The sequence below is a fragment of the Cellulosimicrobium sp. JZ28 genome (assembly GCF_015327065.1).
Lineage (GTDB): Bacteria > Actinomycetota > Actinomycetes > Actinomycetales > Cellulomonadaceae > Cellulosimicrobium > Cellulosimicrobium funkei.
The window spans coordinates 535,590-561,449 of record NZ_CP017660.1 but is presented as its reverse complement, the minus strand read 5'-3'; the positions used below and the strand labels follow the sequence as shown (position 1 = coordinate 561,449).

At 72.0% G+C, this 25,860-nt stretch carries 10 protein-coding genes and 1 pseudogene; 1 reads left to right on the top strand and 10 read right to left on the bottom strand.

Annotation, left to right across the window (positions count from 1 at the left end):
• Positions 1-70: 70 nt before the first annotated feature.
• The 5 genes and pseudogenes from BJP59_RS02490 to BJP59_RS20115 form a co-directional block, all read right to left on the bottom strand.
• The gene (locus tag BJP59_RS02490; protein WP_194522122.1) at positions 71-2,647 is read right to left on the bottom strand and encodes an immunoglobulin-like domain-containing protein; all 2,577 of its coding nucleotides are present in this window, start codon (positions 2,645-2,647) and stop codon (positions 71-73) included.
• Between the two features lie 124 nt (positions 2,648-2,771).
• A complete protein-coding gene (locus BJP59_RS02485) occupies positions 2,772-7,709 on the bottom strand; it encodes a family 43 glycosylhydrolase (RefSeq protein ID WP_194522121.1) in 4,938 nt (1,645 codons plus the stop codon).
• A gap of 224 nt (positions 7,710-7,933) precedes the next feature.
• Positions 7,934-10,348, bottom strand: a complete 2,415-nt coding sequence (locus BJP59_RS02480; RefSeq protein WP_194522120.1) for a family 43 glycosylhydrolase — start codon at positions 10,346-10,348, stop codon at positions 7,934-7,936.
• A 152-nt stretch (positions 10,349-10,500) separates the two neighbouring features.
• Positions 10,501-12,876, bottom strand: a complete 2,376-nt coding sequence (locus BJP59_RS20120; protein ID WP_255541865.1) for a carbohydrate binding domain-containing protein — start codon at positions 12,874-12,876, stop codon at positions 10,501-10,503.
• Positions 12,877-12,976: 100 nt separating this feature from the next.
• A pseudogene (locus BJP59_RS20115) lies at positions 12,977-13,195 on the bottom strand (hypothetical protein); the annotation flags it as partial.
• On the opposite strand from BJP59_RS20115, the gene BJP59_RS19630 reads away from it, so the two are divergent.
• Positions 13,185-13,475, top strand: a complete 291-nt coding sequence (locus tag BJP59_RS19630; protein WP_228485473.1) for a hypothetical protein — start codon at positions 13,185-13,187, stop codon at positions 13,473-13,475. The pseudogene BJP59_RS20115 and the gene BJP59_RS19630 sit on opposite strands and share 11 nt — an antisense overlap.
• A gap of 77 nt (positions 13,476-13,552) precedes the next feature.
• On the opposite strand, the gene BJP59_RS02470 is transcribed toward BJP59_RS19630, so the two are convergent.
• From BJP59_RS02470 to BJP59_RS02450, 5 genes are all read right to left on the bottom strand, one after another.
• Positions 13,553-17,731, bottom strand: a complete 4,179-nt coding sequence (locus BJP59_RS02470; protein ID WP_194522119.1) for a beta-L-arabinofuranosidase domain-containing protein — start codon at positions 17,729-17,731, stop codon at positions 13,553-13,555.
• Between the two features lie 213 nt (positions 17,732-17,944).
• Entirely contained in the window at positions 17,945-21,826 is a 3,882-nt protein-coding gene (locus tag BJP59_RS02465) for an alpha-L-arabinofuranosidase C-terminal domain-containing protein (protein ID WP_194522118.1), read from the bottom strand.
• Between the two features lie 263 nt (positions 21,827-22,089).
• Positions 22,090-23,067: a galactofuranose ABC transporter, permease protein YjfF gene (yjfF, locus tag BJP59_RS02460; protein ID WP_021482614.1), complete on the bottom strand. Its 978-nt coding sequence runs from the start codon at positions 23,065-23,067 to the stop codon at positions 22,090-22,092.
• 83 nt (positions 23,068-23,150) lie between these two features.
• Positions 23,151-24,209, bottom strand: a complete 1,059-nt coding sequence (locus BJP59_RS02455; RefSeq protein ID WP_086149020.1) for an ABC transporter permease — start codon at positions 24,207-24,209, stop codon at positions 23,151-23,153.
• Positions 24,206-25,744 carry a sugar ABC transporter ATP-binding protein gene (locus BJP59_RS02450; protein ID WP_086149021.1) on the bottom strand — a complete coding sequence of 513 codons (1,539 nt, stop codon included), beginning with the start codon at positions 25,742-25,744 and terminating at the stop codon, positions 24,206-24,208. Before BJP59_RS02450 ends, BJP59_RS02455 begins: the two co-directional genes overlap by 4 nt.
• Between the last annotated feature and the right edge of the window lie 116 nt (positions 25,745-25,860).

The following is a 25,860-nucleotide window of genomic DNA, read 5'->3' as shown; positions in this document are numbered from 1 at the left end:
CGTGGTCGTGACCACGCCTCTCCCTCGCGGTACCTCGCCTCTCCCTCGGCGGGGTGCGACCTCGCGGGTGTCAGGCGCAGTCGAGCGCGTCGACCTGCGCCTCGCGCGTGGTCGTCACCTCCTTCCCGTCGAGGGTCGCGACGCCGGTCACGGTGACGGTCCCGGCCGGGACCGCCGTCGCGCGGGCGGCGAACGACTGGTAGGCGTTCTTGCCCGGCGCGACGTCCGCGACCGTCTTCTCGCCGTACGGCGCCGTGAGCGTCAGCGTGACGGGGACGTCCTCCCCGTTCGTCGCGCGGACCGCGACGTACGCCTTGCCCGCGAGGCAGCGCGGCGTGACCTCGACCGCGAGGTCGAGCTCGGGCGCCGGCGGCTGCTCGCCGTACGCCGCGAGGAGCGCGGCGTGCTCGGCGGCCGTGATCGGCAGCACGGTGCCGTGGCGTGGGCTGCTCGGCAGGTGGGCGTCGACCGACGTCCACACGCCCGAGTCGAGGTCGGTGGACTCGAGCGGCAGGTACCCCTGGCCACCGTGGTAGCTCGGCTGGTCGACGAAGAGGTACCACTTCTCCTCGGTGTTCGACTTGAAGACGGTCGGGCCCTCGCCCGCGGTGAGCGTGCCGCCCCACGGGTTGGGCTGGCCGTAGCCGATCTTCTCGGCGACGAGGTCCCAGTCGGTCGAGCGCAGGTCCGTCGACTTCTCGAGGCGCGGGATCATGTACGCCTCGTCCTTGGTGAACCGGTAGTAGGTGCCCTCGTGCTCGACGATCGACGAGTCGATCATCCCCAGCCCGTTGCCGCGCTTCTCGTCGATCCACACCTGCGGCTCGGAGAACGTCACGAAGTCGCGCGTCGTGGCGTACATCATGCGCTGGTAGGAGTCGGCGATGCGGCGGCCGTCGGTCGACGTCGTCGGGTAGAGCGCCGAGGCCCAGTAGACGATGTACTCGCCGCGCTGCGCGTCCCAGAACGCCTCGGGCGCCCACGTGTTGCCCGCGTACGCGCTCGACACCGTGACCATGCGCTGGTCGGACCAGTGCACGAGGTCGGTCGACTCCCAGATCATCAGCGCGCGCGACCCGCGCTCCTGCGCGTTGCCGAAGTTGTTGCCGCCGTAGATGCGCAGGTCGGTCGCGAGGAGGAAGAACCGGTCGCCCTCGGGCGAGCGGATGATGAACGGGTCGCGCAGGCCCTTCTCGCCGAGCGTCGACGTGAGCACGGGCTCGCCGTCGTTGAGCTCGACCCAGTCGAGCGGGTCGTTCCCGTTGCTCGCGCTGAAGTACACCGACTCGCCGTCCGCGGTGCTCTCCCCCTCGAAGTACGGGAAGAAGTAGCCCTCGTAGTCGGCCGCGGCCGGCAGCGGGCGGACGGTCGCGTCGTAGGTGTGCGTCGCGGTCGCGCCGTCCTTGGTCGCCGTGACGGTGAGCCGCACGACGGCGGCCGGCTCGCCGTGGGCGGGCCGGGTCACCTCGCCCGTGGCCGAGACGGTCGCGGGGTCGGAGCTCTCCCACGTGAAGGCGGAGCCGTTGGCCCCCTCGGCCGGCAGCGTGAGGTTGCCGCGCACGTCGCCGAGGTGCGGCACGACGACGTGGCTCGCGTCCCACGCCACGGCCGCGGCAGGAGCCAGGTGGGCGAGGACGGTGACGTCGAACTGGGCGGTGCGCGCGACCGCGCCGCGCGTGACGAGCGCGGTGAGCGTCACGGTCGCGTCGTCCTCGCCCGCGGCGGGCCGGGTGACCTTCCCCGTGGCGCCGACGACGCCCGCGTCCGACGACGTCCACGTGACGAGCGAGCCCTGCGCGCCCGTGGTGGGCAGCACGAGGTCCGCGGTGACGGCGCTCGTGTCGCCGAGGTCGAGCGCGGCGAGGTCGGCGTCCGCGGCGGCCGTGGAGGTCCGGGCCGCGAGCTCGGCCGCCTCGGCCGGGCTCAGCGCACGGTCGTAGAGGCGGAAGTCGCGCACCTGGCCCTTGAGGTAGCGGTCGCCGGAGTAGAGCGAGCGGCCGACGTAGTTCGCGGTCGTCTGACCGCCGCCGATCTGACCGGGGTCGGTCGTGACGTTCGTGGCCTGCTTGACCTGCACGCCGTCCTCGTAGAGCGTCGCCGTCGTGCCGGAGAGCGTGTACGTGAGCGTCTTCCAGACGCCGCGCTGGAGGTTCGCGCCCTTGGTGACGGTCTGCTCGGTGGTCCAGCTCCCGGTCGCGATCGACGTGCGGTACGCGTTGCCGGTCGTGAACAGGTAACCGTTGCCGTTCGACCCGCTCGTGTTGCCGAGCCCGTAGACGAAGTACGGCGTGCCCTGGTCCTGGCTCACGAGCACGTCGAGGCTCACGGTGGCGTCAATGAGGCCCGCGAGCAGGTGGTCGGGCAGGTCGACGTAGTCGTCGGTCCCGTCGAGCGTCGTGCCGTCGGCCGTCGCCGTGCCGCCCACCACCGTGGCCGGGCCGAACGTCGAGCCCTCGGCGCGGTTCGCCGTCGTGCCGCCGGTCGTGCTCGCGGCGTCGAGCGGGTACCACGCGACGAGCCCGCCGTCGGTGGGCCCGCCGACGTCTGCGGCCGCGGGTGCGGCGACCGCGGCGGCGAGCGTGGAGACGGCGAGCGCCCCCACCAGCCCGGCGGCGAGCGCCGAGCGTGCTCGGTGTATGGAAATCATGTCGTCCTCTCCTCGTCGAGATGCAGGTCGTGTCGCGAGGTAGAGCCCCGGTCCCGCGAGGTAGAGGCGTGGTCGTGACCACGCCTCTACCTCGGCTCACCGGGGCTCTACCTCGGGGGGGTCGTCAGCCGCAGGCGTGGGCAGCGACGGCGACGTCGTAGGGCGTGGTGACCGGGGTGCCGTCGAGCACGGCCGTGCCGGTGACCGTCACGGTGCCGGCCGGGACCGACGTCGCCCTCGTCGCGAACGACTGGTAGGCGTTCGCTCCCGGGGCGACGCCCGCGAACGTCCTCGTGCCGTACGAGGTCGTGAGGGTGACGTCGGCGGGCACGTCGCCCGCGTTCGTCGCCCGTACCGCGACGTAGACCTTGCCCGCGAGGCACCGCGGGGTGGCCTCGACGGTCAGCTCGACCCGGGGCGCGGGGGCGACGTCGACCGGGTCCACGCTCTCGAGCGTCGGCACGACCTTCTGGATGAGGCCGTCCTCGCCGAACGTGAGGCGGTCGATCGTCGTCTCGCGATTCGTCCCGTTGCCACCGGGGATCGCGAACCGGTGGTACGCGATGTACCAGTCGTCGGTGCCCTCGACGTTGAGGATCGAGCTGTGCCCGGTCCCGAGGATGCCCTGCGAGGCGTCCTTCTCGAGGATCACGCCGCGGTACGTCCACGGGCCGTCGATGCTGTCCGACGTCGCGTAGCCGACGCGGTAGCTCTCCGAGCCCGTGTCGTCGATCGAGTACGTGAGGTGGTAGACGCCGTCCCGGTAGTTGAGGAACAGGCCCTCGCGGAAGTCGGTCAGGCCGGGGATGCGCCGCAGCGTGTCCTGCTTGATCGACGTCATGTCGTCGCCCAGCTCCGCCATGACCGGGCCGTTCGACGGCCCGCCGTTGCCCCACAGGAGCCAGTACTTCCCGGTCTCCGGGTCGCGGAACGCGGCCGGGTCGATGGCCTGGCCGGACGTGACCGCCTCGCCGTTCGTGATCATCGCCGTCGGCTGCGCGGTGAACGGCCCCTCGGGGCTGTCGGCCACCGCGACGCCGATCGTCTTGCGGTCGTACGTCGGGTTGTGGCCGGAGAAGTAGAACCAGTACTTCCCGTCCCGCTCGATGATCGTGGGCGCCCACGCGTTGCCGGTCGCCCACGGGACGTTCCCGTTCGCGCCGTCGAGCGTGAGGAACGGCTGCTCCGAACGCTCCCAGGTCACGAGGTCGGTGGACTTCCAGACGTAGAAGTCCTTGCCGCCCCAGCCCGGGGTGCCGTCGGTCGTGGCGTAGAGGTAGAACGTGTCGCCGAACTGCGCGATGTTCGGGTCGGCGTACGTCCCGGGGAGCACGGGGCTGCCCATCTGCTTGGCCTGGACCGTCCACGTGCGCGACGACCCGTCCGGCCCGCTCACCGTGTACTCCACGGGCTGCGTGAGGTCCTGCACCGAGCCGTTCTCGGGCGTGACGGTCGCACGCGGCGAGACCGTGAGGACCGGCGCGAGCGCCGAGACGTCCGTGCCCGGCTCGACGGCGAGCGTCACGGTCGAGCTCGCCCCGTCGACGATCGCGGGGACCTTGAGCGCGTCGAGCTCGGCGCCCGTGACGGCCGTGTGGTCGACCCCGACCTGGTAGACCTCGTCCGCCGTGAGCGCGCGGTCGTAGACCCGGAAGTCGCGCACGGAGCCCTTGAGGTACCGGTCGCCCGAGTACAGCGAGCGGCCGATGTAGTTGGCGAGCGTCGAGCCGTTCCCGATGTCCTTCGGGTCGATGGTGACGCCGGTCTGGCGGCCCACCTCGACGCCGTCCTCGTAGAGCACGGCCGTCGTGCCGGACAGCGCGTACGTGAGGTGCTTCCACACCCCGCGCTGGAGGTTCGCGTTCTTGGTGACGGTCTGCTCGGTGGTCCAGTTCCCCGTCGCGATCGACGTGCGGTACGCGTTGCCCGTGGTGAACAGGTACCCGTTGCCCGCCGTGCCGCTCGTGTTGCCGAGGCCGTAGACGAAGTACGGCGTCGCCTGGTCCGTCGCGACCTTGACGTCGAGCGCGACCGTGACGTCGGTGAGCCCGGCGAGCAGGTGGTCGGGCAGGTCGACGTAGTCGTCCGTCCCGTCGAGCCGGACGCCCTCACCGGTACCGGAGAAGGCCGCGCCGTTGGTCAGCGTCGCCGGGCCGAACGACGACCCGGGCGCGGTGTTCGCCGCCGCCGTGCCGCTCGTCTCGTCGAACGCGTACCGCACGACGAGCCCCGGCACGTCGGCCGTCACCTCGACCGCCACGTACGCGGTGCGCGACCCGTCGGCCGTGGTCGCCGTGACGAGCGCGTGGCCCTCGCCGACACCGGTGACGACGCCGTCGGCCGAGACCGTGGCGACGTCCGCGTCGTCCGACGCCCACGTGATCGCGCGCGCCGTCGCGTTCGCGGGCGTGACGGTCGCCGTGAGCTGCCGCGTGCCGCCGACGCCCACCTCGAGCGACTCGGGGGTGACGCTGAGGCCCTCGACGGGGACGACGTCGTCGGTCACGGTGACGACCGCGCGGGCGCGGACGCTCACCCCGCCGCCGAGCGTGCCGGCGACCTCGAACGAGCCCGCCTGCGCGTACGACGCCGGGTCGACCGCGTCCCACGTGACATCCGCCGAGCCCGTGGAGCCGTCGGCGAAGCGCGCCGTGACGCTCGCGGGCAGCACCGGCGCGGAGCCGGTCTGGACGGTCACGGCGACGTCCTCGACGGACTCCACGAACGCGTCGGGCTGGTACGTGCGCAGCAGGCGGTCGTACTCGGCCTGCGTCACGGGGAGCACCGTGCCGTGGCGCGGGCGCGACGGCATCTCGTAGTCGGAGGACATGGTCCACTCGGCCGCGTCGAGCGAGGTCGACTCGAACGGCACGTAGCCGCGTCCGCCGAACTCGTCGATGAAGAGGTACCACTTCTCCTCGGTGTTCGACTTGAAGATCGTCGGGCCCTCGCCCTGGTTGATCCCGCCGCCGAGCGAGTTCGCCTTGCCGATGCAGTCGGTGATGAAGTCGTAGTCCGTCGAGCGCAGCTCGGCCGCCTTCTCCGCGAGGATGAACTTGGAGCACGGCGTGGACGACGTGTTGTTCCGCTCGTCCTTGGTGAACCGGTAGTACTGGCCGTCGTGCTGCGTCACGGTCGAGTCGATGACCGAGTAGCCCGGGTCGACCCACACCTGCGCCTCGCTGAACGTCACGAAGTCGCGCGTCGTGGCGTACATCATCCGGTTGTAGGTGTTGCCGGTGTGGTCCGGGTCGTCCTCCGCGTAGAGCTTCGAGGCCCAGAACACGACGTACGCGCCGATCGTCTCGTCGTAGTACGCCTCCGGCGCCCACGTGTTGCCCGCGGTGTCGGGCGAGACCTGCACGAGGCGCTGGTCGGTCCAGTTCACGAGGTCCGTGGACTCCCACACCATGATCGACTTCGAGCCGGTGCGCTGGGACGCGTCCCAGTTCCCGTTGCCGTAGATCTTGAGGTCGGTGGCGATCTGGTAGAACTTGTCGCCCTCGGGCGAGCGGATGACGAACGGGTCCCGCAGGCCCTTCTCCCCCAGCTCCGACGTGAGGACGGGCTGGTTGTCGTTGAGGTTCTGGTACTTCAGCGGGTCGTTGCCCTGGCTGAGCCCGAAGTAGACCTGCTCGCCCGTGGCGGTGCCCTCGCCCACGAAGTAGGAGAACAGGTAGCCCGCGAGGTCCTCCTGCTCGGGCAGCGGCGGCACGTGCGCCGCGAGCTCGCGCGTCGCGGTGGCCGCGCCGACCGTCACCGTCGCGGTGAGGGCCACGGTCTCGGCGTCCTCGCCGTGCGCCGGGCGCGTCACCTCGCCCGTCGGGGTGATCGTGCCCGACGACGACTCCCACGTCACGCTCGCGCCGTGCAGCCCCGTGGTGGGCAGCGTGAGGTTGCCGCGCACGTCGTCGAGGTTCGTCACCTCGAGCGCGGCGGCCGCGGCGTCGGCCTTCGCCTGGTCGCCGTCGCCCGGCAGGACCGTGACGTCGAACGTGCGGGTCGCGGTCGCGCCGCGCAACGTCACCGTGGCGGTGAGCGTCGCGGTCGCCGGCTCGTCGCCCGCGGGGCGCGTCACCGCGCCGCTCGCCGAGACGACGCCCGCGTCGGAGCTCGACCACGCGACGGCGGAGCCACCGACGCCCTTCGCGGGGAGCACGAGGTCCGTGCCGACGGCGCTCGTGTCGCCCAGGTCGAGCGCGGCGGCGTCGGCCGTGACGGCGTCCTGCGCGGCGTCCGACGCGAGGTCGGCGACCTCCTGCGCGGTGAGCGCGCGGTCGTAGAGCCGGAAGTCCTTCATGCGCCCCTTGAAGAGGTTGTCGGCGGCGTAGGCCGACTTCCCGAGCGCGTTCGCGGTCGTGGTGCCGCCGCCGATCGCGCCGGGCGTGATCGTCACCGCGGTGTTCTGCCCGACCTGGGTGCCGTCCTCGTACAGCCGCGCCGTGCCGCCCGCGAGCGTGTAGGTGACGGTCTTCCACACGCCCCGCTGGAGGGCGCCCGCGGGGGTCTTGGCCGTGTTCTGCTCGCGGCCCCACGCGAGGTCGGAGATCGTCGCGCGGTAGTTCGCGTTGCCCGTCGAGAACAGGTAGCCGTTCCCGGACTGCGGGGTGCCGACCGCCGGGTTGCCGAGGGTGTAGAAGAAGTAGTTGCCGCTCAGCGACGTGTCGACCCACACGTCCGCGCTCACCGTCACGGCGTCGTAGCCGGCCAGGAGGTCGTCGGGCAGGTCCACGTGGTTCGCGCCGCCGAACGTGAGCCCCTGTCCCGCGCGCCACCCGCCGCCCGTGCCGACGAGCGCGGCGTCGAGGCCGTGGCCCGACGCGTCGTGCGCGACGGTGCCCTCGGTCTCGTCGAGCGGGAGCCAGAGCCGCAGACCGTCCGTGGTCGGCTCGGCCGCGACGGGGACCGGTGCGGGCGCCGCGGGCATCGGGCCGGCGGCCGCCGCGCCCACGGGCGCGAGCGGGGCGACGAGCGCGAGGCCGAGCAGCGCCGCGAGCGAGCGGCGTCGGCGTCGGGCGCGGGGCTCCGCGGGCGTCGGGGGTGGTTCGTGGCGTGAGGTCATCGGTGACTCCTCGTCGTCGTGCCCGGCGTCGGCGCCGGTCGCGGGTCCGCCGTCGGACGCGCGTGTGAACGCTAACATGTGAACGCAAACATGCCTAGGGACCCCGGGACCGACAACGATGTCGAAAAGCGCGTGAGGGCTCCCGGGCGCCCCCGGACGCCGACGGCGGCCCGCACCACCGGGTGGGGTGCGGGCCGCCGTCGGGCAGTGCTGGTCGTCCGGTGTCAGCCGCAGGACAGGTCGCCGTAGGCGGCCTCGTGCGCCGTCTCGACCGTGGCGCCGTCGAGCACCGCGGTGCCCGTGGCGGTCGCGACCCCGGCCGCGAGCGACGCGGACCGTGCGGCGAACGACTGGTACGCGTTCGCCCCCGGTGCCACGTCACGCACGACCCGCGTGCCGAACGGGGTGACGAGCTCGACGTCGGCCGCGACGTCGGCGAGGTTGGTCGCGCGCACCGCCACGTAGGCCTTGCCCGCGAGGCAGCGTGCGGACGCGGTCACGTCGAGCTCGACGGCCGGGCCGGCGGCGTCGGCCGCGAACTCCCACGTGTCCACCTCGACGAGGTCGACGCCCGCGGGGCCGGCGAACGTGAAGTACACGTCGTGGACGCCGCTCACGCCCTCCAGGGCGGCGGTCACGTCCGCCCACTCGCCCACGGGGGTGTCGAGGCCGAGCGTGCCGACGACCGCACCCTCGCGGTCGTCGAGGCGCACCTCGACGGTGGCGCCCTCGACGAGCGGCTTCACGCGCGCCGTGACGCTCGCGGCACCGTCGCCGAAGTCGACCGACGACAGCGCCGACCAGTCGCCGGCGTCGACGTCGCGGACGACGAGGTTCGGCGCCTGGTCGCCGAACTGCGCCGAGCCGCCGTCGACCTTCGCGGTGGTGAGGCCCTGCTGCCACGCGAACGTCTCCGCCTCGAGCACCTGGAACGGGTCGAGGTCCTTGACCTGGTCCACGCCCGCGTAGTCGCCGACGACCTGCTGGACCGTGCCGTCCGCGTTGAACGTCAGCTCCTGGATGTGCGGGCTGCGGTAGCCCTGCGTGGTGCTGCCGTTGATGCGCTTGTTGAGCGTGGGCGCGTGGTACGCGAAGTAGTACTTGCCGTCCAGCTCGAACACCGACTGGTGGTTGTTGCCGCCCGTGCCCGCGCCGAAGAACTGCGACTGGTTCGGGAACATCACGCCGGCGTACGTCTCCTTGGGGAACGACATCGGGTCGTCGGAGATCATGTAGCCGATCTGCCCGCCGCCCGGGTACCCCGGGAGCGTGGCCTGGTTGCCGCCGAAGTCGTTGCCGCCGAAGTGCGACGAGTACGACAGGTAGTACTTCCCGTCGCGCTCGAAGACCTGCGCCGCCTCGAACGCCACGGGCGCGTCCACGACGGCCGCCGTGCCCTGCGTGGAGACCATGTCGTCGCCGAGCTCGATGACGCGGATGTTCTTGGGGTTGTTGAACCGCTCCGCCGCGGGCATCGACGTCGACGCCGGGCCGCCGCCGAAGTAGAGGTACGCGCCGTCGTCGGTGACGAGCGGCGCCGGGTCGAACTTCCAGGCCACGGCCTCGGCGCCCGGGGTGCGCCCGTCGATGAGCGTGCTGTCGCGCTCGCTCGTCCACGGCCCGAGCGGCGAGGCGCCCGTGATGACGTTCGACGACCCGCCGCCGTTGGCGTAGTAGAGGAAGTACTTGTCGACGCCGTCGACCGTCTTCTTCGCCATGCCCGGCGCCCACGAGTTGTTCGTGAAGGGCGCGACGCCCTGCGGCCCCGCGACCTGGATCTCGCCGTGGTCCGTCCAGTTCACGAGGTCCTCGGACGAGATGAGCGTGATCTGGTTGATGCTGCCGTAGTTGATCTGCGGCGAGACGCCCGTCACCGGGTCGGGCGCGTAGCCCTGGGTGTCGTTCGTCATGTACATGTACACGCGCCCGTCCTCGACGAACCCGAACCCGTCGGCCCCGAACTTGTGGGAGATGAGCGGGTTGTGCTCGCCGGGCAGCTTGCCGAGCACCTCGATCGTCTTCGAGGGTGGTCCGGGCGGGGCCGCGCCGACGACGGAGACGTCGTCGAGCACGAAGTCCATGAGGTGCGTCGCCGGGTCGGCGGACGGGTTGCTCGTCCACGGCGTCTCGAAGAACAGCCGCGCGGTGCCGACGTTCTGGTCGGCCGGGATCGTGAACCGGCCGTCGAGCGTCGCCCACTGGCCCTTGGTCGCGGTGACGCTCACCAGGTTCGTGTACGACCCGCCGCCGTAGTGCATCGTCGCGAAGAACTGCTTGGTGGCCGGCGCCGCGGCGGCGTCGTAGCGGATCTTCGCGGTGAGCTCGTACGTCTCGCCCGCGCGGACCTTGCCGCTGAGGTCCTGCATCGGACCGGAGCCGGTCGTCGCGCGCTCGGTGGTCAGGGCCGCGGCCTCGCCCGCGAACGCCTGGTCGGTGGTCGACAGCACGGCCTTGTCGGTCGCGTTGCCGTTGTTGACGAACCAGCCGGTCGTGCCGTCCTCGAAGCCGCCGTTGACGACCAGCTCCTCGTCCGCGGCGTACGACGGCAGCGCGGCGAGCGACGCGGAGAGCAGCGTCACGAGCGCGGCCCCGGCGACGGCGCCGCGCAGGCGACGTCGTCTGCGGTGGTGCGTGTCCATGGATCCTCCTCGATCGATGTGGGTGTCCTTCACGTCCGCGCGCCTCGCGCGGACGGTCGTGCCCGACGGCGGTCCCCCGCCGTCGTCCTGCGTCCTCCCTCCTCTCGCGCCGACCGGGCGCGGCCTGCGCGGCCCGCCGGGTCGGGCGCGGGTCAGCGGCCGAACGGCACGGTGCGGGTCGTCGTCGCGGCGTCGGTCGAGCGCGTGACGGTGACGGTGACCTCGCCGGCCGGCGCCGGCGACCGTCGCGTCGGGAACGCCTGGTAGGCGCTCGCCCCCGGTCGGACGTCGGCGAACGTGCGGCTGCCGTACGGCGTGGTGACCACCACGTCCACCGGGACGTCCTCCTCGTTCACGACGCGCACGGCGACGTAGTCGGTGCCGGCGAGCGCGCGCAGGCTCGCCTCCGCCGCGAACGCGACGTCCGGGGACGTCGTCGGCTCCAGCGACGCGACGGCGAGCGCGAGCGCCCGGGCGGGAGCGTCGGCCTGGTTCTGCGTCGACGGCGCGGTCGTCGACCGCGCCCAGGCGAGGGCCTGCTCGACGGCGGCCCACGACTCGGCCGTGTGGTCCGCCGGGTCGAGCCCTTCCGCCTCGGCGACGACGGCGTCGAGCGCCGTCCGGTCGGCGCCGCCGTCGGCGTCGAGCACGTCGCTGAGGAGGAAGTGGTCGAAGTCCACGTGCCCGCCGGTCCGCTCCTTGGCGTAGGAGAAGAGGCCGAACCGGTAGCCCATGAAGTGGGACAGGCTCCAGTCCATGACGAGCGGCCCCTGGCGCGGCCCGAGCGGCTGCCACGTGCGCCCGTCGAGGCTGTAGGAGTACTGCACCCAGAGCTGGCCGCCCGGCGAGGCGAAGTCCGCGTCCGCCTTGAGGTGCACGTCCGTGCGCTCCCCGAGCGGGACCTGCGACCCGGGGACGAACGACTCGACCGCCTCGCGGTCGATCGTGTCGGTGAACGGCTGGAGCCGCGTGACGAGGCCGAGCGTGCGCTCGCCGTCGACCTGCTGGACCCCTGCGTACGCGAAGCTGCGGCCGTAGACGGCCAGGCCGGCGACGTCGCCGTCGAGCATCCCCGACACGTCGACGCGGGTCTCCGCGGAGGCCGTCGGCCCGAAGGTGCGCTGACCGAGCGTGTTGCGCGCCTCCTCGAGGTAGGTGAGGTCGCGCCCGGGCGCCTTGGTGTACTCCGCCTCGCCGCTCACGACGTGCCCGTTGGTCAGGCGCAGCCAGCCCTCGCGCTCGGTGAGGGACCAGTACCGGTTGTCCGGCGCGTGGTTCCACTGCCAGGCGAGGTCGAGGTCCGAGCCGTTGTACGACACCTCCTCGAGCGTGGGCGTCTCGACGGCCGGCGCGCGGCCGACCACGGACACGTCGTCGAGCAGGTACTCGACGCTCGACGACGGCGGCTGCGGGTTGCCCCACGGCGTCTCGACCGCGAGCTTGAAGGTCCGGACGTCCGCGTCCTGCGGGACGGTGTAGGTGCCCCGCACGGTCGTCCACTCCCCCGGCGTGGCGTTCGCCCACGCGAGCGTGGTGACGCCCGCGCCCCAGTCCCCGACGAGGTTGAAGCGGACCTGCGCCGGCCCGGAGGCGTAGCGGACCCGGGCCGAGACCTCGTACGTCACGCCCGCCTGGATCTTCCCGCCGAGCTGCTGGTTCGGCCCGGAGCCGTTGAGCGTCCGGCCCGCGACGCGCAGCGCGCCCGTGCCCGACGCCGCGCCGCTCGTCTCGCGCGACAGCGTCGCCCCGAACTGCACGGCCCACGGCGCGGTCCCGGCGTCCTCGAACCCAGGGTTGGCGACGAGCTCGACGCCGAGCAGGGACTCGTCGTACGTGGGCGCGTCGGGGACCTCCCAGACGGTGTCGCTGAACGCGCGGTGCTCGGCGTCGTTCGCGAAGTCGTCGGAGGCGACGATGCTCTTCAGCCGCTCCCGGCGCTCCGTCGCCGGGTCCAGCTCGATCGGCTTGGCGAACGTGTCGCCGACGCGGACGACGCCGTCGTCGCCGAACGTGGGCCAGCCGTCCTCCCACGTCGCGGGGATGAGCGCGGGGATGCGGCCGAGAGGGTAGGTGTCGCGGAAGAACATGCCCCACCACTCGTAGCCGCCCGCGCCGTCGGGCACCTCGACCAGCCCGCCCTGCGCGAAGCCGTCCGAGTTCAGCGCGCTGCGCGCCTCGTACGGGTTCGACCCGTCGGCGGTCTCGTAGCGGCCCAGCAGGTGCGGGGAGCGGAACAGCACCTCCTGCCGGTTCTGGCCGCTGGGCCACGTGATGATCGCGACGTAGTACTCGCCGTCGATGTAGTGCACCTGCGCGCCCTCCAACAGCCCGCCGACGAACGGCTCGCCCGCGTAGTCCGCGGCGCGGAAGATGTTCGGGAAGTCCGCCTCGATCGCGGTGAGGTCGTCGTTCAGCCGGACGGCGCTCGTCGCGCCGGAGCCGTAGAAGATGTAGGGCGTCCCCCGTCGGCCTCGTCGAAGAACAGCGACGGGTCGTGGAACCCCCGGCCGAGCGCGGTGCGCTCCCACGCGCCGTGCTCGACGTCGTCCGTGCGGAAGAGGTACGACCCCCGAGGTCGTTGGTGTTGAACACCACGTAGAACGTGCCGTCGCGGTAGCGCAGCGAGGACGCCCACTGCCCGTTGCCGTAGCCGTTCTTCCCGTTGCGCAGCGACGACACGTCGCCGACGCCGAGCCGGTCGTAGACGTAGCCCACGATCTCCCAGCTCACGAGGTCGTACGACTTCATGATCGGGGCGCCGGGCGCGAGGTGCATCGTCGTGCTGATCATGTAGTACAGGTCGCGGCCCTCGTCGTTCTCGGCCGCGGGGACGCGCGTGACGCTGATGTCGGGGACGTCGCTGCGCAGGAGCGGGACGTCGTACGTCCCGTCGCCGCGGTCCGTCGTGGTCAGCCCGGTGAGGGCGGTCGCCGCCGGGGGCTCGTCGTCGGCCGTCGCGGTGGCGTGCGCCGCGGGCAGGCCGGCCCCGAGCGCCAGCACCCCCGCCACGATCGTCGCTGCGGCTCGTCGTCTCCGGTGCCTGCTCATGTCGTTCCTCCTCGTCGAGGTCCTGCTGCTGTCGTGGGCTCATGCCGGGGATATCGATGTCGGTACCGATATCGACTGACGCCGCGTCGCCGTGGTGCGGCGTCCTCGCGGCCCGTCGGACCGACCGCGAGGACGCCGGTGCGGCGCGCGGGTCGCTCAGCCGCAGGTGCGCGGCTCGATGTCGACGTCGTGGGTCGTGGTGACCGGGGCGCCGTCGAGCACCGCCGTGGCGGTGACCGTCGCGGTGCCGGCGGGGACCGCCGTCGCGCGGGACGCGAACGACTGGTACGCGCTCGCGCCCGGGGCGACGCCCGTGGACGACCTCTCCCCGTACGGCGTCGCCAGGGTGACGTCCACCGGCGTGGCGCCCGTGTTCGTCGCCCGGACCGCCACGTAGGCCCTGCCGGCGAGGCAGCGCGACGAGACCTCGACGTCGAGCGGGACGACGGCCGTCGCCCCCGGCACGATCTCGACCCGGTAGGTCGTGGCGGTCTCGTGGTCCTGCGCGACGCCGACGACCTCCACGGTCCGGGCGCTCCCGTCCGCCGGGAGCGGCACGACGCGACCCTGCGTGTCGTCGATCAGCACGCCGTCGACGCGGACCAGGCCGCTCGGCACGTGCGGGTCGGCGTCGAGCACGACGCCCGTCGTGCCCGCGGGGACGGTGAGGGTGTAGTCCGTCACCGCCGGGTCGAACGCAGGGGCGAACGACCCGGTGTCGAACGCGAGCGCCGCGAGCCCGGGCGTCGCGTCGTACGACGCCGCGCGGTCGACCCGGACGCCGAACACGCCTCCGGCCCAGCCGCCCGTCGCCTGGAAGCGGACGGTGACCACGGGGATGCGCTCGCCGTCCTCGTCGAGCACGTACTCCCCCGCGCTGTCGACCTTCCAGCGCGTGCCCTCGCCGATCTCGAGGTACTTCGCCGGGAGCTGCGTCGTGTCGACGTAGAACCCCTGCTCGTCCTTGGTCGGGGCGTTCGCGACCGTGGTGATCGTCTTCAGCTTCTCGTCGTTCACGTACACGTCGAACACGCGGCCCTGGTCGCCCGAGTAGAGCGTGACGCCCAGGTGGTTCGACGCCGACGCCGGGTCGACCATGAGGTCGTAGCTGAACCAGCCCGTGCCGTTCGCGTGGCGGAACTGGCGGCCGGAGAACGCCCCGACCGACGACCCGCTCTGCTGGAGGTTCTTCGCGTTCTCGAAGTTGTTGTTGTCGAAGCTCGTCAGGCTGTCGACGGTGCGGTCGGCATCGCGCAGCTCATGCTTGGCGCGCAGGATGCGCTCCTGCGACGCGGCGGAGTCCGGCTCGTCGAGGTGGAGGTAGAGCCCGTACGTCACGTCCCAGTTGGTGTGGTGGGGCGTGAAGACGAGGTCGCCGCCGTCGGCGGTGTTCCGCAGCTCGAGCTGGACCCGACCCTCGGCGTCGTCCTCGACGCGGACGAGGTTCTCCGCGATCCGCTCCTTCCACTCGTCGGCGCCCATGTTCGCGGCCGTGATCGTCGTCTGGGCGTCGGCGTCGCGCGTGGACGAGCGGACGAGGATGCCCGTGCCCTGCCACGCCGGCTCGGGGACCTCGCCGAGGTTCGCGGAGAGGACGACGGGCCCGTACCGGAAGGCCACGAAGTACGGGTTGTCCGGGGTGTCGACGACGGACGCCGCCATCGGCATCGTGTACCGGACGACGTCGCCCGCGGCGACGGGCAGCACGACGTACCCGCGCGACACGTGCGGCTCGACAGTGGCGCCGTTCACCTCGACCGCGGGCTCGCCCGCGATCCACGACGGCACGCGCAGGCGCAGCGTCGCGTCCTCGGCGACCGCACCGCCGTCGAGCGCGTCGACGCGGAAGGTCACGGTGTCCTCGTTCGGCAGGTTCGCCTCCTGCGTGAGCCGCAGGTTCTGCTCCGCGTGCTCGACCGTCGAGGAGAAGAACATGTTGACCCACACCGAGCCCTGGCCGGTGAAGTAGATCGAGTCGCCGAGCTTGGAGAAGCTCTCCATGCCCGTCCCGGTGCAGCACCAGAACTCGGTGAACGGCAGGTTGTAGACGCGGTGGTAGCCCGACGCCATGGGGTTGAAGTACGTCGTCGTCCCGGTCTCCGGGTTCTGCGACGCGAGGATCGTGTTGATGAACGCGTTCTCGTAGTAGTCCGCGTACCGCACGTCCTTGCTCAGGGTGAAGAGCTCGCGCGCGAGCTTGAGCATGTTGTACTCGTTGCACGTCTCGGCCGTCTCGGCGTTGCGCGCGGTGCCCTGCTCGTCCGCGCGCTCGTGCAGCGACCCGGGCGCGTGGAAGTGCTCCGCCTGGCTGTTCGCGCCGGTGACGTAGGTGTGGTCGCGCACCACGATGTCGAAGAAGTTCTCCGCCGCCGCGAGGTACATCGGCAGCTCGTCCTTCTCGGCGGGCGTGAGCAGGTCGTAGTAGGCGGGGTTCTGCGTGAACACCTGGTAGCGCTTGAGCGCGCCGAGCAGCTTGGGGATCTGCGTGTTGGCGTGCTTGCCCGGCAGCACGTCCTGGCCCGCGGCGAGCTGACGGAAGAACGTCACCTCGTCGAACGCCTCGGCCGCCTCCTTGATCCGGACGTCGCCCGTGAGGTCGAACAGCTCGTACAGCGCCTCGTTCATACCGCCGTACTCGGTGCGCAGCATGACGTCGGTGCTCGGCAGCTTCGCGACGCGGCCCTGGACGTAGAGCCCGAACTCGGTCGCCACGGCGAGCGCCTGGTCACCGACGGGGCCGTCCACGTGCTCGGCGACGTCGAGCAGCCCGGCGAGCACCTTGTGCAGGTTGTACCAGGGCACGATGACGTTCTCGTCCGACGTCCCGGTGCCCTGCACCTGGTCGAGGATCGACTCGCGGAACGCGGAGACGTACCCGGCCGAGCCGGGGTGCGCGGCGGCGTACGCGTCCTGCACGCGCGCGAGCCCGCCCACGCCCTCCTCGATCTCGGTGAACAGCGCGTCCTTCGTCGCCTCGTCCTGCGTCGAGGACCACGACATCGCGAGCGCCGAGAGGTAGTGGCCGAACGCGTGGCCGCGGAAGTTCACGGCGTTGCTGCGCTCCCAGCCGCCGTACCCGGCGGCCGTGGTCGGGGTCAGCCCGCCGACCTTGTAGAACTCGTAGAGGAACGTCTCGGAGTCCAGGCTCAGCAGGTACTCGTGCTCCTTCGCGGCAGCGTTCTGGAGGAAGTCGTCGGAGAGCAGCACCGACGGCAGCGCGGTCTCCTCGAGCGGCGTCTCGTCGACGATCGCGGGCACGACGACCTCGAGGTCGCGCGTCACCGGCTCGCCGTCGAGGTAGCGCACCGTCGCGGTCAGCGTGACGTGCGCGTCGTCCTCCCCGATCGCGGGCCGGACCACGGTCCCGTCGGTCGCGACGACCTCGGGATGCGACGACCGCCACGTCACGGTCGACCCGCGCGAGCCGGTCGCCGGGAGCACGAGCGCGACCGTCGCGCGCTCCGGCAGGGACAGCGCGTCGGCGTCGTCCTGCGCGATCGCGTCGCGGTCCACCGTGCGCCCGCTCTCCTCGTACAGCCCGACGACGTCGCCCAGGTCCGCCACCGCGTCGTACAGGCGGTAGTCGTCCAGCGCGGCCTTGAGGTAGGCGCCGTTGTACTGGGGCCCGTTGAACCCGATCGTCTTCGGCAGCGTCGGGTCGGAGCCCAGGACCCCCGTCGCGTCGCCGGCGACCGCGCTGGCCACCGTCGACGGGACCTGCTCGCCGTTGCGGTAGAACGCGACGGCCTTCGTCGCGTGGTCGTACGTGACGACGACGTGCGTCCACTCGTCCGCGGGGAAGAACGCCGCGCGGTCGGAGCTCGCGACCCGCACCTTGTACGGCTGGCCCGACGCCGGCCCCACCGACAGCGCGAGCGGCACCGTGTCCGACTCGGACGACAGGTACCAGCCGTCGGAGTTGTAGGCCCGCTTGTTCCACGTGACGACGTGCTCCCCGGACAGCTTCCCGCTGGGCTCCACCCAGAACGAGAGGGTCAGGTCCTCGGGCTGGAGCGCCGTCGACGACCCGAGGTCGAGGTACGTGCTGCCGCTCAGGCGCAGGGCCTGCCCCGCCCCGTCGACGCCGTCGACGTAGGAGAAGCCGGTCGGCGCGGAGCCCGTGTGGCCGCGCAGGGCCACGGGGTGCGCGAGGGGGCTCGCGTCGGCGACGTCGCCGTCGAACGCGAGGTCGAGGACGGGCGCGGGCAGGGCGTCGGCCGCGACGGCGGACGGTGCCCACGCGGTCACGGCGAGCGCGGTGGCGGCCGCCACGGCCGCCAGCCGGGCCACGCCGCCGGGTCGACGGCGGACGCCGTCGGTCGGTCGGGGGTGCATCGGTGCTCCTCTGGTCGGCGCGGGCGTCGTCGCCCGCGCGTCGAGACGTGCGGTGTCGTGCGGTGGCGGCCCGCGCGGGGAGCGCGGGCCGCGCCCTCGTGGCCCGCCGGACCGGCCACGAGGGAAGCGTGCTCTCGCGAGGTAGAGCCAGCGGTCGCGAGGTAGAGCCCGGGAGCTTCTACCTCGCGACCTGCGGTTCTACCTCGGCATGATTCAGCCGCAGTCGAGCGCGTCGTAGGCGACGTCGACGGTCGAGGTGACCTGCTCGCCGTCGAGCGTCGCCGTGCCCGTCACCGTCGCGGTGCCGGCCGGGGCCGACGTCGCGCGCGCCGCGAACGACTGGTACGCGTTCCTGCCGGGCGCCACGTCCGCGAACGCCTTCTGCCCGAACGGCGTCGCGAGCGTCACCGAGACCGGGACGTCCTCGCCGTTCGTCGCGCGCACGGCGACGTACGCCGTGCCCGCCAGGCAGCGCGGCGCGACCTCGACCGCGAGGTCGAGCTCGGGCTCCGTGTCGGACGCGTGCAGCCGGACGAACGTGATCGAGTGCGCGGGGAACTCGTAGGAGAACTCCTCCCCCACGCCCGTGAGCGTCCGCTCCACCGGGACGACCCGCTCCGGGTCGGCCTTGGTGTTGGTGTCCGACGGCGCGCCCACCATCTCGGTGACCGTCGCCTGGTCCGCGATGCCGTCGGAGCCCTCGACGTGCACCTGCGTGCGCGCCGCGGTCGCGGTGGGGTTGACGACCTTGACCACGACGTCGCCCGTCTCGTCGTCGCGCGTGACGACCTGGTAGAGCGACTTGGTCGACGGCTGCTCGTAGGACATCTGGAGCTCGCCGTCGAGGTAGAGCTCGATGGTCGAGCCCTCGACGACGACCTTGACGTGGTACGGCTGCCCGGCCTCGATGCTGTGGTTCTCCACCGCCTGCACCTCGTTCGCGCTCCCGCCCGACGCGCGCTGGAGGGCCTGGCGCGTGTTGTTCCACCCGCCGAGGTTCCACCAGTAGTAGTCGTTCGGGCCGCCCGCGGCGAAGCCGACGAGGAAGCCCTCCGCGCCCGACGTCTTGCGCGCGTCGAGCTCGAGCGTGTAGCTCGACCAGTCCTTCGCGTACGCGCCGGCGACGATCGACCGGGCGTCGGTGACGTTCGTCGCCGACTGGACGTAGGCGCCGTCCTGCGCCCCCCACGTGCCCGACTGCGGCTCCCACTGCGACGCGCCGGACTCGAAGTCGTCCGCGAAGAGCACGTCGCCGCTCGCGTTGTCGGTGACGCGCACGTTGTCGTACTGCGCGGCCGTGTTCCACGTGGAGAGGAAGACGCCGCCGTCGAGCGTCGCGTCGGCGGGCGCCGGGCCGGAGTGCGTGCTGGGCACGACCTCGTCGCCCGCGTTCGCGGAGAACAGCTGCTGGACGTAGTAGTTCACCGAGCCCCAGGACTCGTCGTTGTCGAACCAGATCGCGTCGGGCGACCACTGGACGTACGACTCGTTCGCGAGCAGCGGCGCGTACGACGCGAGCCGCACGACGTCGGAGTTACGCTCGAGGCCCGTCATGAAGGCGGCCTCGGACAGCGCGTTGGCGAACGTGTTGCCGCGCGACGCGTACTCGCCGAGGAAGACGTGCGGCCCCTCGCGGTCGTAGGAGTCGTAGCGCTCGTCGTTCTCGAGGAACCACTGCGGGTCGTTGTAGTAGTGCTCGTCGACGAGGTCGACGTCCTGCTCGCGGTTGAACTCCCACAGCTCGTCGAAGCGCTGGCCCGTGTCGTCCGGCCCGGAGTTCGAGATGATCTGGACGTCCGGGTAGGCGGCCGCGATCGCGTCGCGGAACGCCGGGAAGTTGGCCTCGAACGTCTTCGTGTTCTCCTCGTTGCCGAGCCCGACGTACTTCAGGCCGAACGGCTCGGGGTGGCCCAGCTCGGCCCGCACGGCGCCCCACTCGGTCGTCACGTCGCCGTTGGCGAACTCGATCAGGTCGACCGTGTCGTCCACCCACCGCTGGATCTGCGCGGGGTCGGTCATCTCGGGGATGGTGCTGCCGCAGCCGTTGGCGCCGACCGACACCACGGGCAGCGGCGTCGCGCCGAGGTCCTCGGCGAGGAGGAAGTACTCGAGGTACCCGATGCCGTAGGACTGGTTGTAGCCCCAGAAGTTCCAGTTGGTCGCGCGCTCCTCGACCGGGCCGATCGTCTCCTTCCACTGGTACGTGCGGCGACGGTCGGTGAAGCCCGACTCCTCGTACGTGCGGAACGTGCCGACGTTCGTCACGCAGCCGCCGGGGAAGCGCAGGAACTGCGGGTCGAGCGCGTCGATCTTCTCGGCGAGGTCCTTGCGGAGCACGGACTTCCCGTTGACCGGGCCGACCCACGTGTCCTGCGGGAAGAGCGACACCTGGTCGAGCGCGATCGAGCCCGCCGCGCCGGAGAGCAGCGCGAGCCGCCCGGCGTTCGTCGTGCCCGTCGCGGTGAGCGTGACGTCGTACCTCTTCCACGCGTTCGAGCCGTCGACGGCGACCGGGCCGGTCGCGTACGCCGTGGTCCCGGCGGCGTCCTCGACGCGCACGGTGACGGTCTGCGCCGTCGCCGACCGCGCCCAGACGGAGAAGTCGTACGACTCCCCCTCCTCGACGAACAGCCCCGTGTTGTACCCGGCGTTGCGCACCCCGGCGCCCGCCCCGGTCGTCGTGAGGTTGAGGTAGGTGCGGTTCGTCGCGTTGAGCCGCCCGGCGTCGTTCACGACCTGCGTCGTCGCCGTCGCGCCGCCCCGGTTCGCGGCGCTCCACGCCGTGAGCCCGGTGAACGACCCGTTGTCCTGGTTGTTGAACTCGAACGACCGGTTGCGCACGAGCTCGGCGTACAGGCCGCCGTCGGCCGCGTAGTTGATGTCCTCGTAGAAGATGCCGTACAGCTCGTCGCTCATCTGGGTGCGCTCGCCCGCGAGGTCCACGGTGATCTCGTGGTCCGCGCTCGTGGCGGGCGTGATCGTCAGCTTCGTGGCCGCGTCGCGCGGACCGAGGACGAGCGCGCCGTCGGACGCTCGCACCCCGGCGTAGCGCTCGGGGTCGGCCGCGCTGCGCAGCCAGACCGTGCCGCCGCCCGCGTCGGTGAGCCGCAGCGCCGTCGCGTCCGCGCTCGCGGCCCCGAGGGAGAGCCGGGACGCGCCGGAGACGACGACGGGCCGGTCGCCGACGGCGAGCGTCACCGGGGACGTGCCCTCGGCGCCGTCGACCGCCGTCGCGGCGAGCGCGACGGTCGTCGCGGGGCGCTCGTCGTCGAGGGCGAGGCCGTCGTCGGTCGCCACGAGGTACCGGGCGTCGCCCGGGCCCGCGAGCGTGAACGTGCCGTCGGGCACCTGGTCCGCGCCCTCGGCGGCCTGGACCGCGACGTAGTCGAACGCCGCGGTGTGCGCCGCGCCGCTCTGCGCGGCGAGCGCGTAGAGGCCGACGTGCGTCGTCGGGAAGTCGACGGTCACGGAGCCCGCGGGCTGCCACGCGGTGCCGTCCCAGAAGCTCGTCGCGATCGTGTCGCCGGTGCGCTGCATGCGCAGCGTCTCCCCGGTGGAGCCCGGGCGGTCGGTGAAGGCCGCCGCGCTGAAGACGCCGCCGGTCTCGACGTCGTTCTCGATCGCGCGGCCCGACGGCGAGAGGTCACCCACGAAGGTCAGGCCCGACCGGACGTAGTTGTCCATGTCCTGCCACGCGACGAGGCCGGCGCCCTGGTAGACGGAGGCGACGGGCGCCTCCAGCCGGGTGACGACGGTGAAGTCGCCCGCCGGCACGTCGAGCAGCACGACGTTCTTCGCGCTGTTCGCATCCTGGTAGGTGTCGCCCGGCTGCGAGGTCAGCGTGAGCTTCCCCCCGCCGACGGACAGCGCCTCGGGCACGGGGTTGACGACGGTCCAGGCCGAGCCGAGCGCGGCGTCGTCGAACGTGTCGACCCATGCGCCGTCGGGCAGGTCGGGCTCCGCGGCGGCGGCCGGCAGCGACGTCGCGAGCGCGACCGTGCCGACCATGCCCGCCACGAGGGCGACCGCGACGGACCGGCGGCGCGCCGGTCTGCGCCGGGACGTGGGGAGGGACGGGTGAACAGACGTTTCCATAGGGCTTCCTCTCATCGTCGAGAGACACGCACCATTGCGTGTGAGCGTTCACAAGTTCGGCCCGAGCCTAGTGTGAGCGCTCACATTCTACAAGGGCGGCGTCATGACACCGCCGGTCGGGCGTACGCCCGAACGACCCAGGGGTGCCGGCCCCCGCCCTGCTCCGGTGACCCCGGGCCGTCGGCCCGGGCAGACGGCCGCGGCACCGGCCCCGCGCCGCGGACGTCACGAGGACGCCCGCGGCGGAGGCCGGTGCCGCCGGCTCACCTCCGCCTGACGACGAGGACGCGCTGCAGGATCACGAAGACCAGCAGCAGCACGCCGATGACGATCTTCGTCCACCACGAGCTCAGGGTGCCCTCGAACGTGATGATCGTCTGGATGAGGCCCAGCACGAGCACGCCGAGCACGGACCCGAGCACGAAGCCCGTCCCGCCCGTGAGGAGCGTGCCGCCGATGACGACCGCCGCGATCGCGTCGAGCTCCATGCCGACGCCCGTGAGCGAGTAGCCGGACCGCGAGAACATCGCGAACAGCAGGCCGCCGATGCCGGCGCACGTGCCGCTCACCACGTAGACGAGCACCTTGGTGCGCGCGACGGGCAGGCCCATGAGCATCGCCGACTGCTCGCCGCCGCCGATCGCGTAGACCGTGCGGCCGAACTGCGTGTAGTGCAGCACGTAGAACGCGATCGCCACGACGACGAGCGCGATGATGACCGCGGTCGTCAGGCGCCAGCCGTCGCCGATCTCCTGGCTCCAGCCCGCGAGCGCGACGAACGACTCGTTCGTGATCGGGATGGACTGGAGGCTGATGACGTAGCACAGGCCGCGCGCGAGGAACATCGCGGCGAGCGTCGCGATGAACGGCTGGATGTCGAACACGTGGACCATGAGCCCGACGGCGAGCCCCAGCACGGTGCCGATGAGGACCGCGATGACGAGCACCACCGCGACCGGCCACCCGCTCTGCAGGAGCGACGCCGTCGTGATGCCGGACAGCGCCACCACGGCACCCACGGAGAGGTCGATGCCGCCGGTGAGGATGACGAAGGTCATCCCGACCGCGAGCACGATGAGGAACGAGTTGTTGATGAACAGGTTCGAGACGACGCGGGCCGAGAGGAAGTTCTCGTACCGGCTCCCGCCCACGACGAGCATGAGCGCGAGCACCGCGAACGTGCCGAGGACCGGGAGGTAGCGCCGGTCGAGGCGCACGCGGCTCGTGAGTCGCTCGGTCATGGTCGGTCGGCCTCCGGGGGCGGCGGTCTCGGCGCCCCGGGGGTCGGGCGGCGAGGTCGGGGCAGGGGTCTGCACGGCGGACATCAGGCGCTCACCTCCGCGGCCGCGGCGGCCGTCGGGGCCGCGCGACGTCGTCGGGCGGCGACCAGGTCGCGCACCTTCGGGGACTGCGCGAGGCAGACCGCGATGACGACGATCGCCTTGAACAGGGGCGTGACGGACGGCGAGATGCCGAGCATGGTCACCGTGAGGGTGAGCGTCTGGATGATGAGGACGCCGACCAGGGTGCCGGAGAGCGAGAACTTCCCGCCCGCGAGCGACGTGCCGCCGATCACGACGGCGAGGATCGCGTCGAGCTCGATGAAGAGCCCGGCGTTGTTGGCGTCGGCCGCCATGGTGCTCGACGAGATCATGAGGCCGGCGAGGCCCGCGAAGAGCGCGCAGACCGCGTAGACGGTCCAGATGATGCTGCGCGCCTTGACGCCCGCGAGGCGGCTCGCCTCGGGGTTGATGCCGACGGACTCGATGAGCATGCCGAGCGCGGTGCGCCGCGTGAGCAGCGCGACGGCCGCGAAGACGAGGCCGGCCAGCACGACCGCGACGGGGATCCCGAACCAGAACCCGGACCCGATCGACTTGAACGGTGCGCTGTTGACCGTCGTGATCTGGCCGCCCGTGATGAGCATCGCGACGCCGCGGCCCGCGGTCATGAGCACGAGCGTCGCGATGATGGGCTGGATCCCGAGGACGGAGACGAGGAAGCCGTTCCACACGCCGAGGACGAAGGACAGCGCGAGCGCGATCCCCACGGCGACGAGGACGGTCGTCAGGCTGTCCGGCGTGGGCGACGACGCGATGAAGCTCAGCGCGACGGCCCCGGAGATCGCGACCACCGCGCCGACCGACAGGTCGATGCCGCGCGTCGCGATGACGAGGGTCATGCCGAGCGCGACGAGCAGCAGCGGCGCGCCGTTCTTCAGCAGGTTGACGAGCGACCCGAAGAGGTGGCCGTCCTGCAGCCTGATGGACAGGAAGCTCGGCCGGTTGACCGTGTTGACCGCCAGCAGCACGACCAGCGCGACGATCGGCCAGAAGAGCCGGTGCTGGACGGCGCGCTGCCAGGCGGGTGCCGTGGTGCTCATGACTCCTGCCCTCCGCTCGCGATGAGCTCGACGACGTCCTCGACCGTGACGTCCTCGTCGTTGGTGATCTCCGCGACCTTGACCCGGTCGCGCATGACGGCGATGCGGTGGCTGAGCCGCAGCACCTCCTCGAGCTCGGCCGAGATGAACACGACCGACATGCCCTCGCCCGAGAGCTGGGCGACGAGCTTCTGGATCTCGGCCTTCGCCCCGACGTCGATGCCGCGCGTCGGCTCGTCCAGGATGAGCAGCCTGGGGGCCGTCGCGAGCCAGCGCGCGAGGAGCACCTTCTGCTGGTTGCCGCCCGAGAGGTTCTTGATGAGCGCGTCCGGGTTGGCGGGGCGGATCGCGAGCGCGCTGATGTACTTCTCGACGATCTCGTCGACCTGCTTGCGAGGCAGGCGCCGGGCCCACCCGCGCTCGGCCTGGAGACCGAGCACGATGTTCTCGCGGATCGTCAGGTCGCCCACGATGCCCTCGGCCTTGCGGTGCTCCGAGGAGAACGCGATCTTGCGCTGCATCGCGGAGCGCGGCGTGCGCAGCCGGGCGAGCGCGCCGCCGACGCGGACCTGGCCGCTGTCCGCGCGGTCCGCACCCGCGAGCAGCCGGGCGAGCTCGGTGCGGCCCGAGCCGAGGAGGCCCGCGAGCCCGACGACCTCGCCCGGGTAGACGTCGAGGTCGAACGGCTGCACCGAGCCCTTGCGGCCGACGCCGAGCGCCTGGACGAACGGCGTCGCCTCGCGGTCGGCGACCGAGCGCTTGGGCGCCTCCTCGAGCTCCTCGAGCACCTCGAGCGAGGTGCCGATCATCTTGGAGACGAGCTCGAGGCGCGGCAGCTCGGCGGTGACGTACTCGCCGACGAGCTTGCCGTTGCGCAGCACGGTCATGCGGTCGGAGATCTCGTACACCTGCTCGAGGAAGTGCGAGACGAAGAGGATCGCGACGCCCTCGTCGCGCAGGCGCCGCACGACGGCGAAGAGCTGCGCGACCTCGTCCGCGTCGAGGCTGGACGTCGGCTCGTCGAGGATGAGCACCTTGCACTCGACGACGAGCGCGCGGCAGATGGCCACGAGCTGCTGCACGGCGAGGGAGTGGCTCGAGAGCGAGGACGCCGGGTCGATGTCGAGGTTGAGGCGCGCGAGCATCTCCCCCGCCCGACGGCGCGTGGCCCGCCAGTCGATCGCGCCGAGGCGGCGCGGCTCGTGGCCGAGCATGATGTTCTCGGCGACCGAGAGGTTCTCGCAGAGGTTGACCTCCTGGTACACCGGCGAGACGCCGGCGGCCTGGGCCTCGCCCGGGCCGGAGAACGTGTGCTCGGCGCCGTCGACGAGGATGCGACCGGAGTCGATCGAGTAGACGCCGGTGAGCGCCTTGATGAGCGTCGACTTGCCGGCGCCGTTCTCGCCCATGAGGGCGTGGACCTCTCCGGGCCGGAGCGTGAGGTCGACTCCGTCGAGCGCCTTGACGCCCGGGAACTCGATCGAGATCCCGGTCATCTCGACGACGGGCCGACCGTCGGGGACGGCGGTAGTCATGGGTGACCTTCCGTGCAGCGGTGGCGGCGGGGCTGCCGGGCCCCGGGGCGCCTCAGGACGCCGGCGGGGTCGGCATGCCGGCGGTGGTGCGTCGGCCGCGCGCCGGGGAGCCGTGC

What these genes read in the sequence shown, in the direction of transcription:
- BJP59_RS02480 (WP_194522120.1), bottom strand. Translation starts at nt 10,348, where the DNA reads ATGGACACGCACCACCGCAGACGACGTCGCCTGCGCGGCGCCGTCGCC.
- BJP59_RS02470 (WP_194522119.1), bottom strand. Translation starts at nt 17,731, where the DNA reads ATGCACCCCCGACCGACCGACGGCGTCCGCCGTCGACCCGGCGGCGTG.
- BJP59_RS02465 (WP_194522118.1), bottom strand. Translation starts at nt 21,826, where the DNA reads ATGGAAACGTCTGTTCACCCGTCCCTCCCCACGTCCCGGCGCAGACCG.
- BJP59_RS02485 (WP_194522121.1), bottom strand. Translation starts at nt 7,709, where the DNA reads ATGACCTCACGCCACGAACCACCCCCGACGCCCGCGGAGCCCCGCGCC.
- yjfF (WP_021482614.1), bottom strand. Translation starts at nt 23,067, where the DNA reads ATGACCGAGCGACTCACGAGCCGCGTGCGCCTCGACCGGCGCTACCTC.
- BJP59_RS02455 (WP_086149020.1), bottom strand. Translation starts at nt 24,209, where the DNA reads ATGAGCACCACGGCACCCGCCTGGCAGCGCGCCGTCCAGCACCGGCTC.
- BJP59_RS02490 (WP_194522122.1), bottom strand. Translation starts at nt 2,647, where the DNA reads ATGATTTCCATACACCGAGCACGCTCGGCGCTCGCCGCCGGGCTGGTG.
- BJP59_RS02450 (WP_086149021.1), bottom strand. Translation starts at nt 25,744, where the DNA reads ATGACTACCGCCGTCCCCGACGGTCGGCCCGTCGTCGAGATGACCGGG.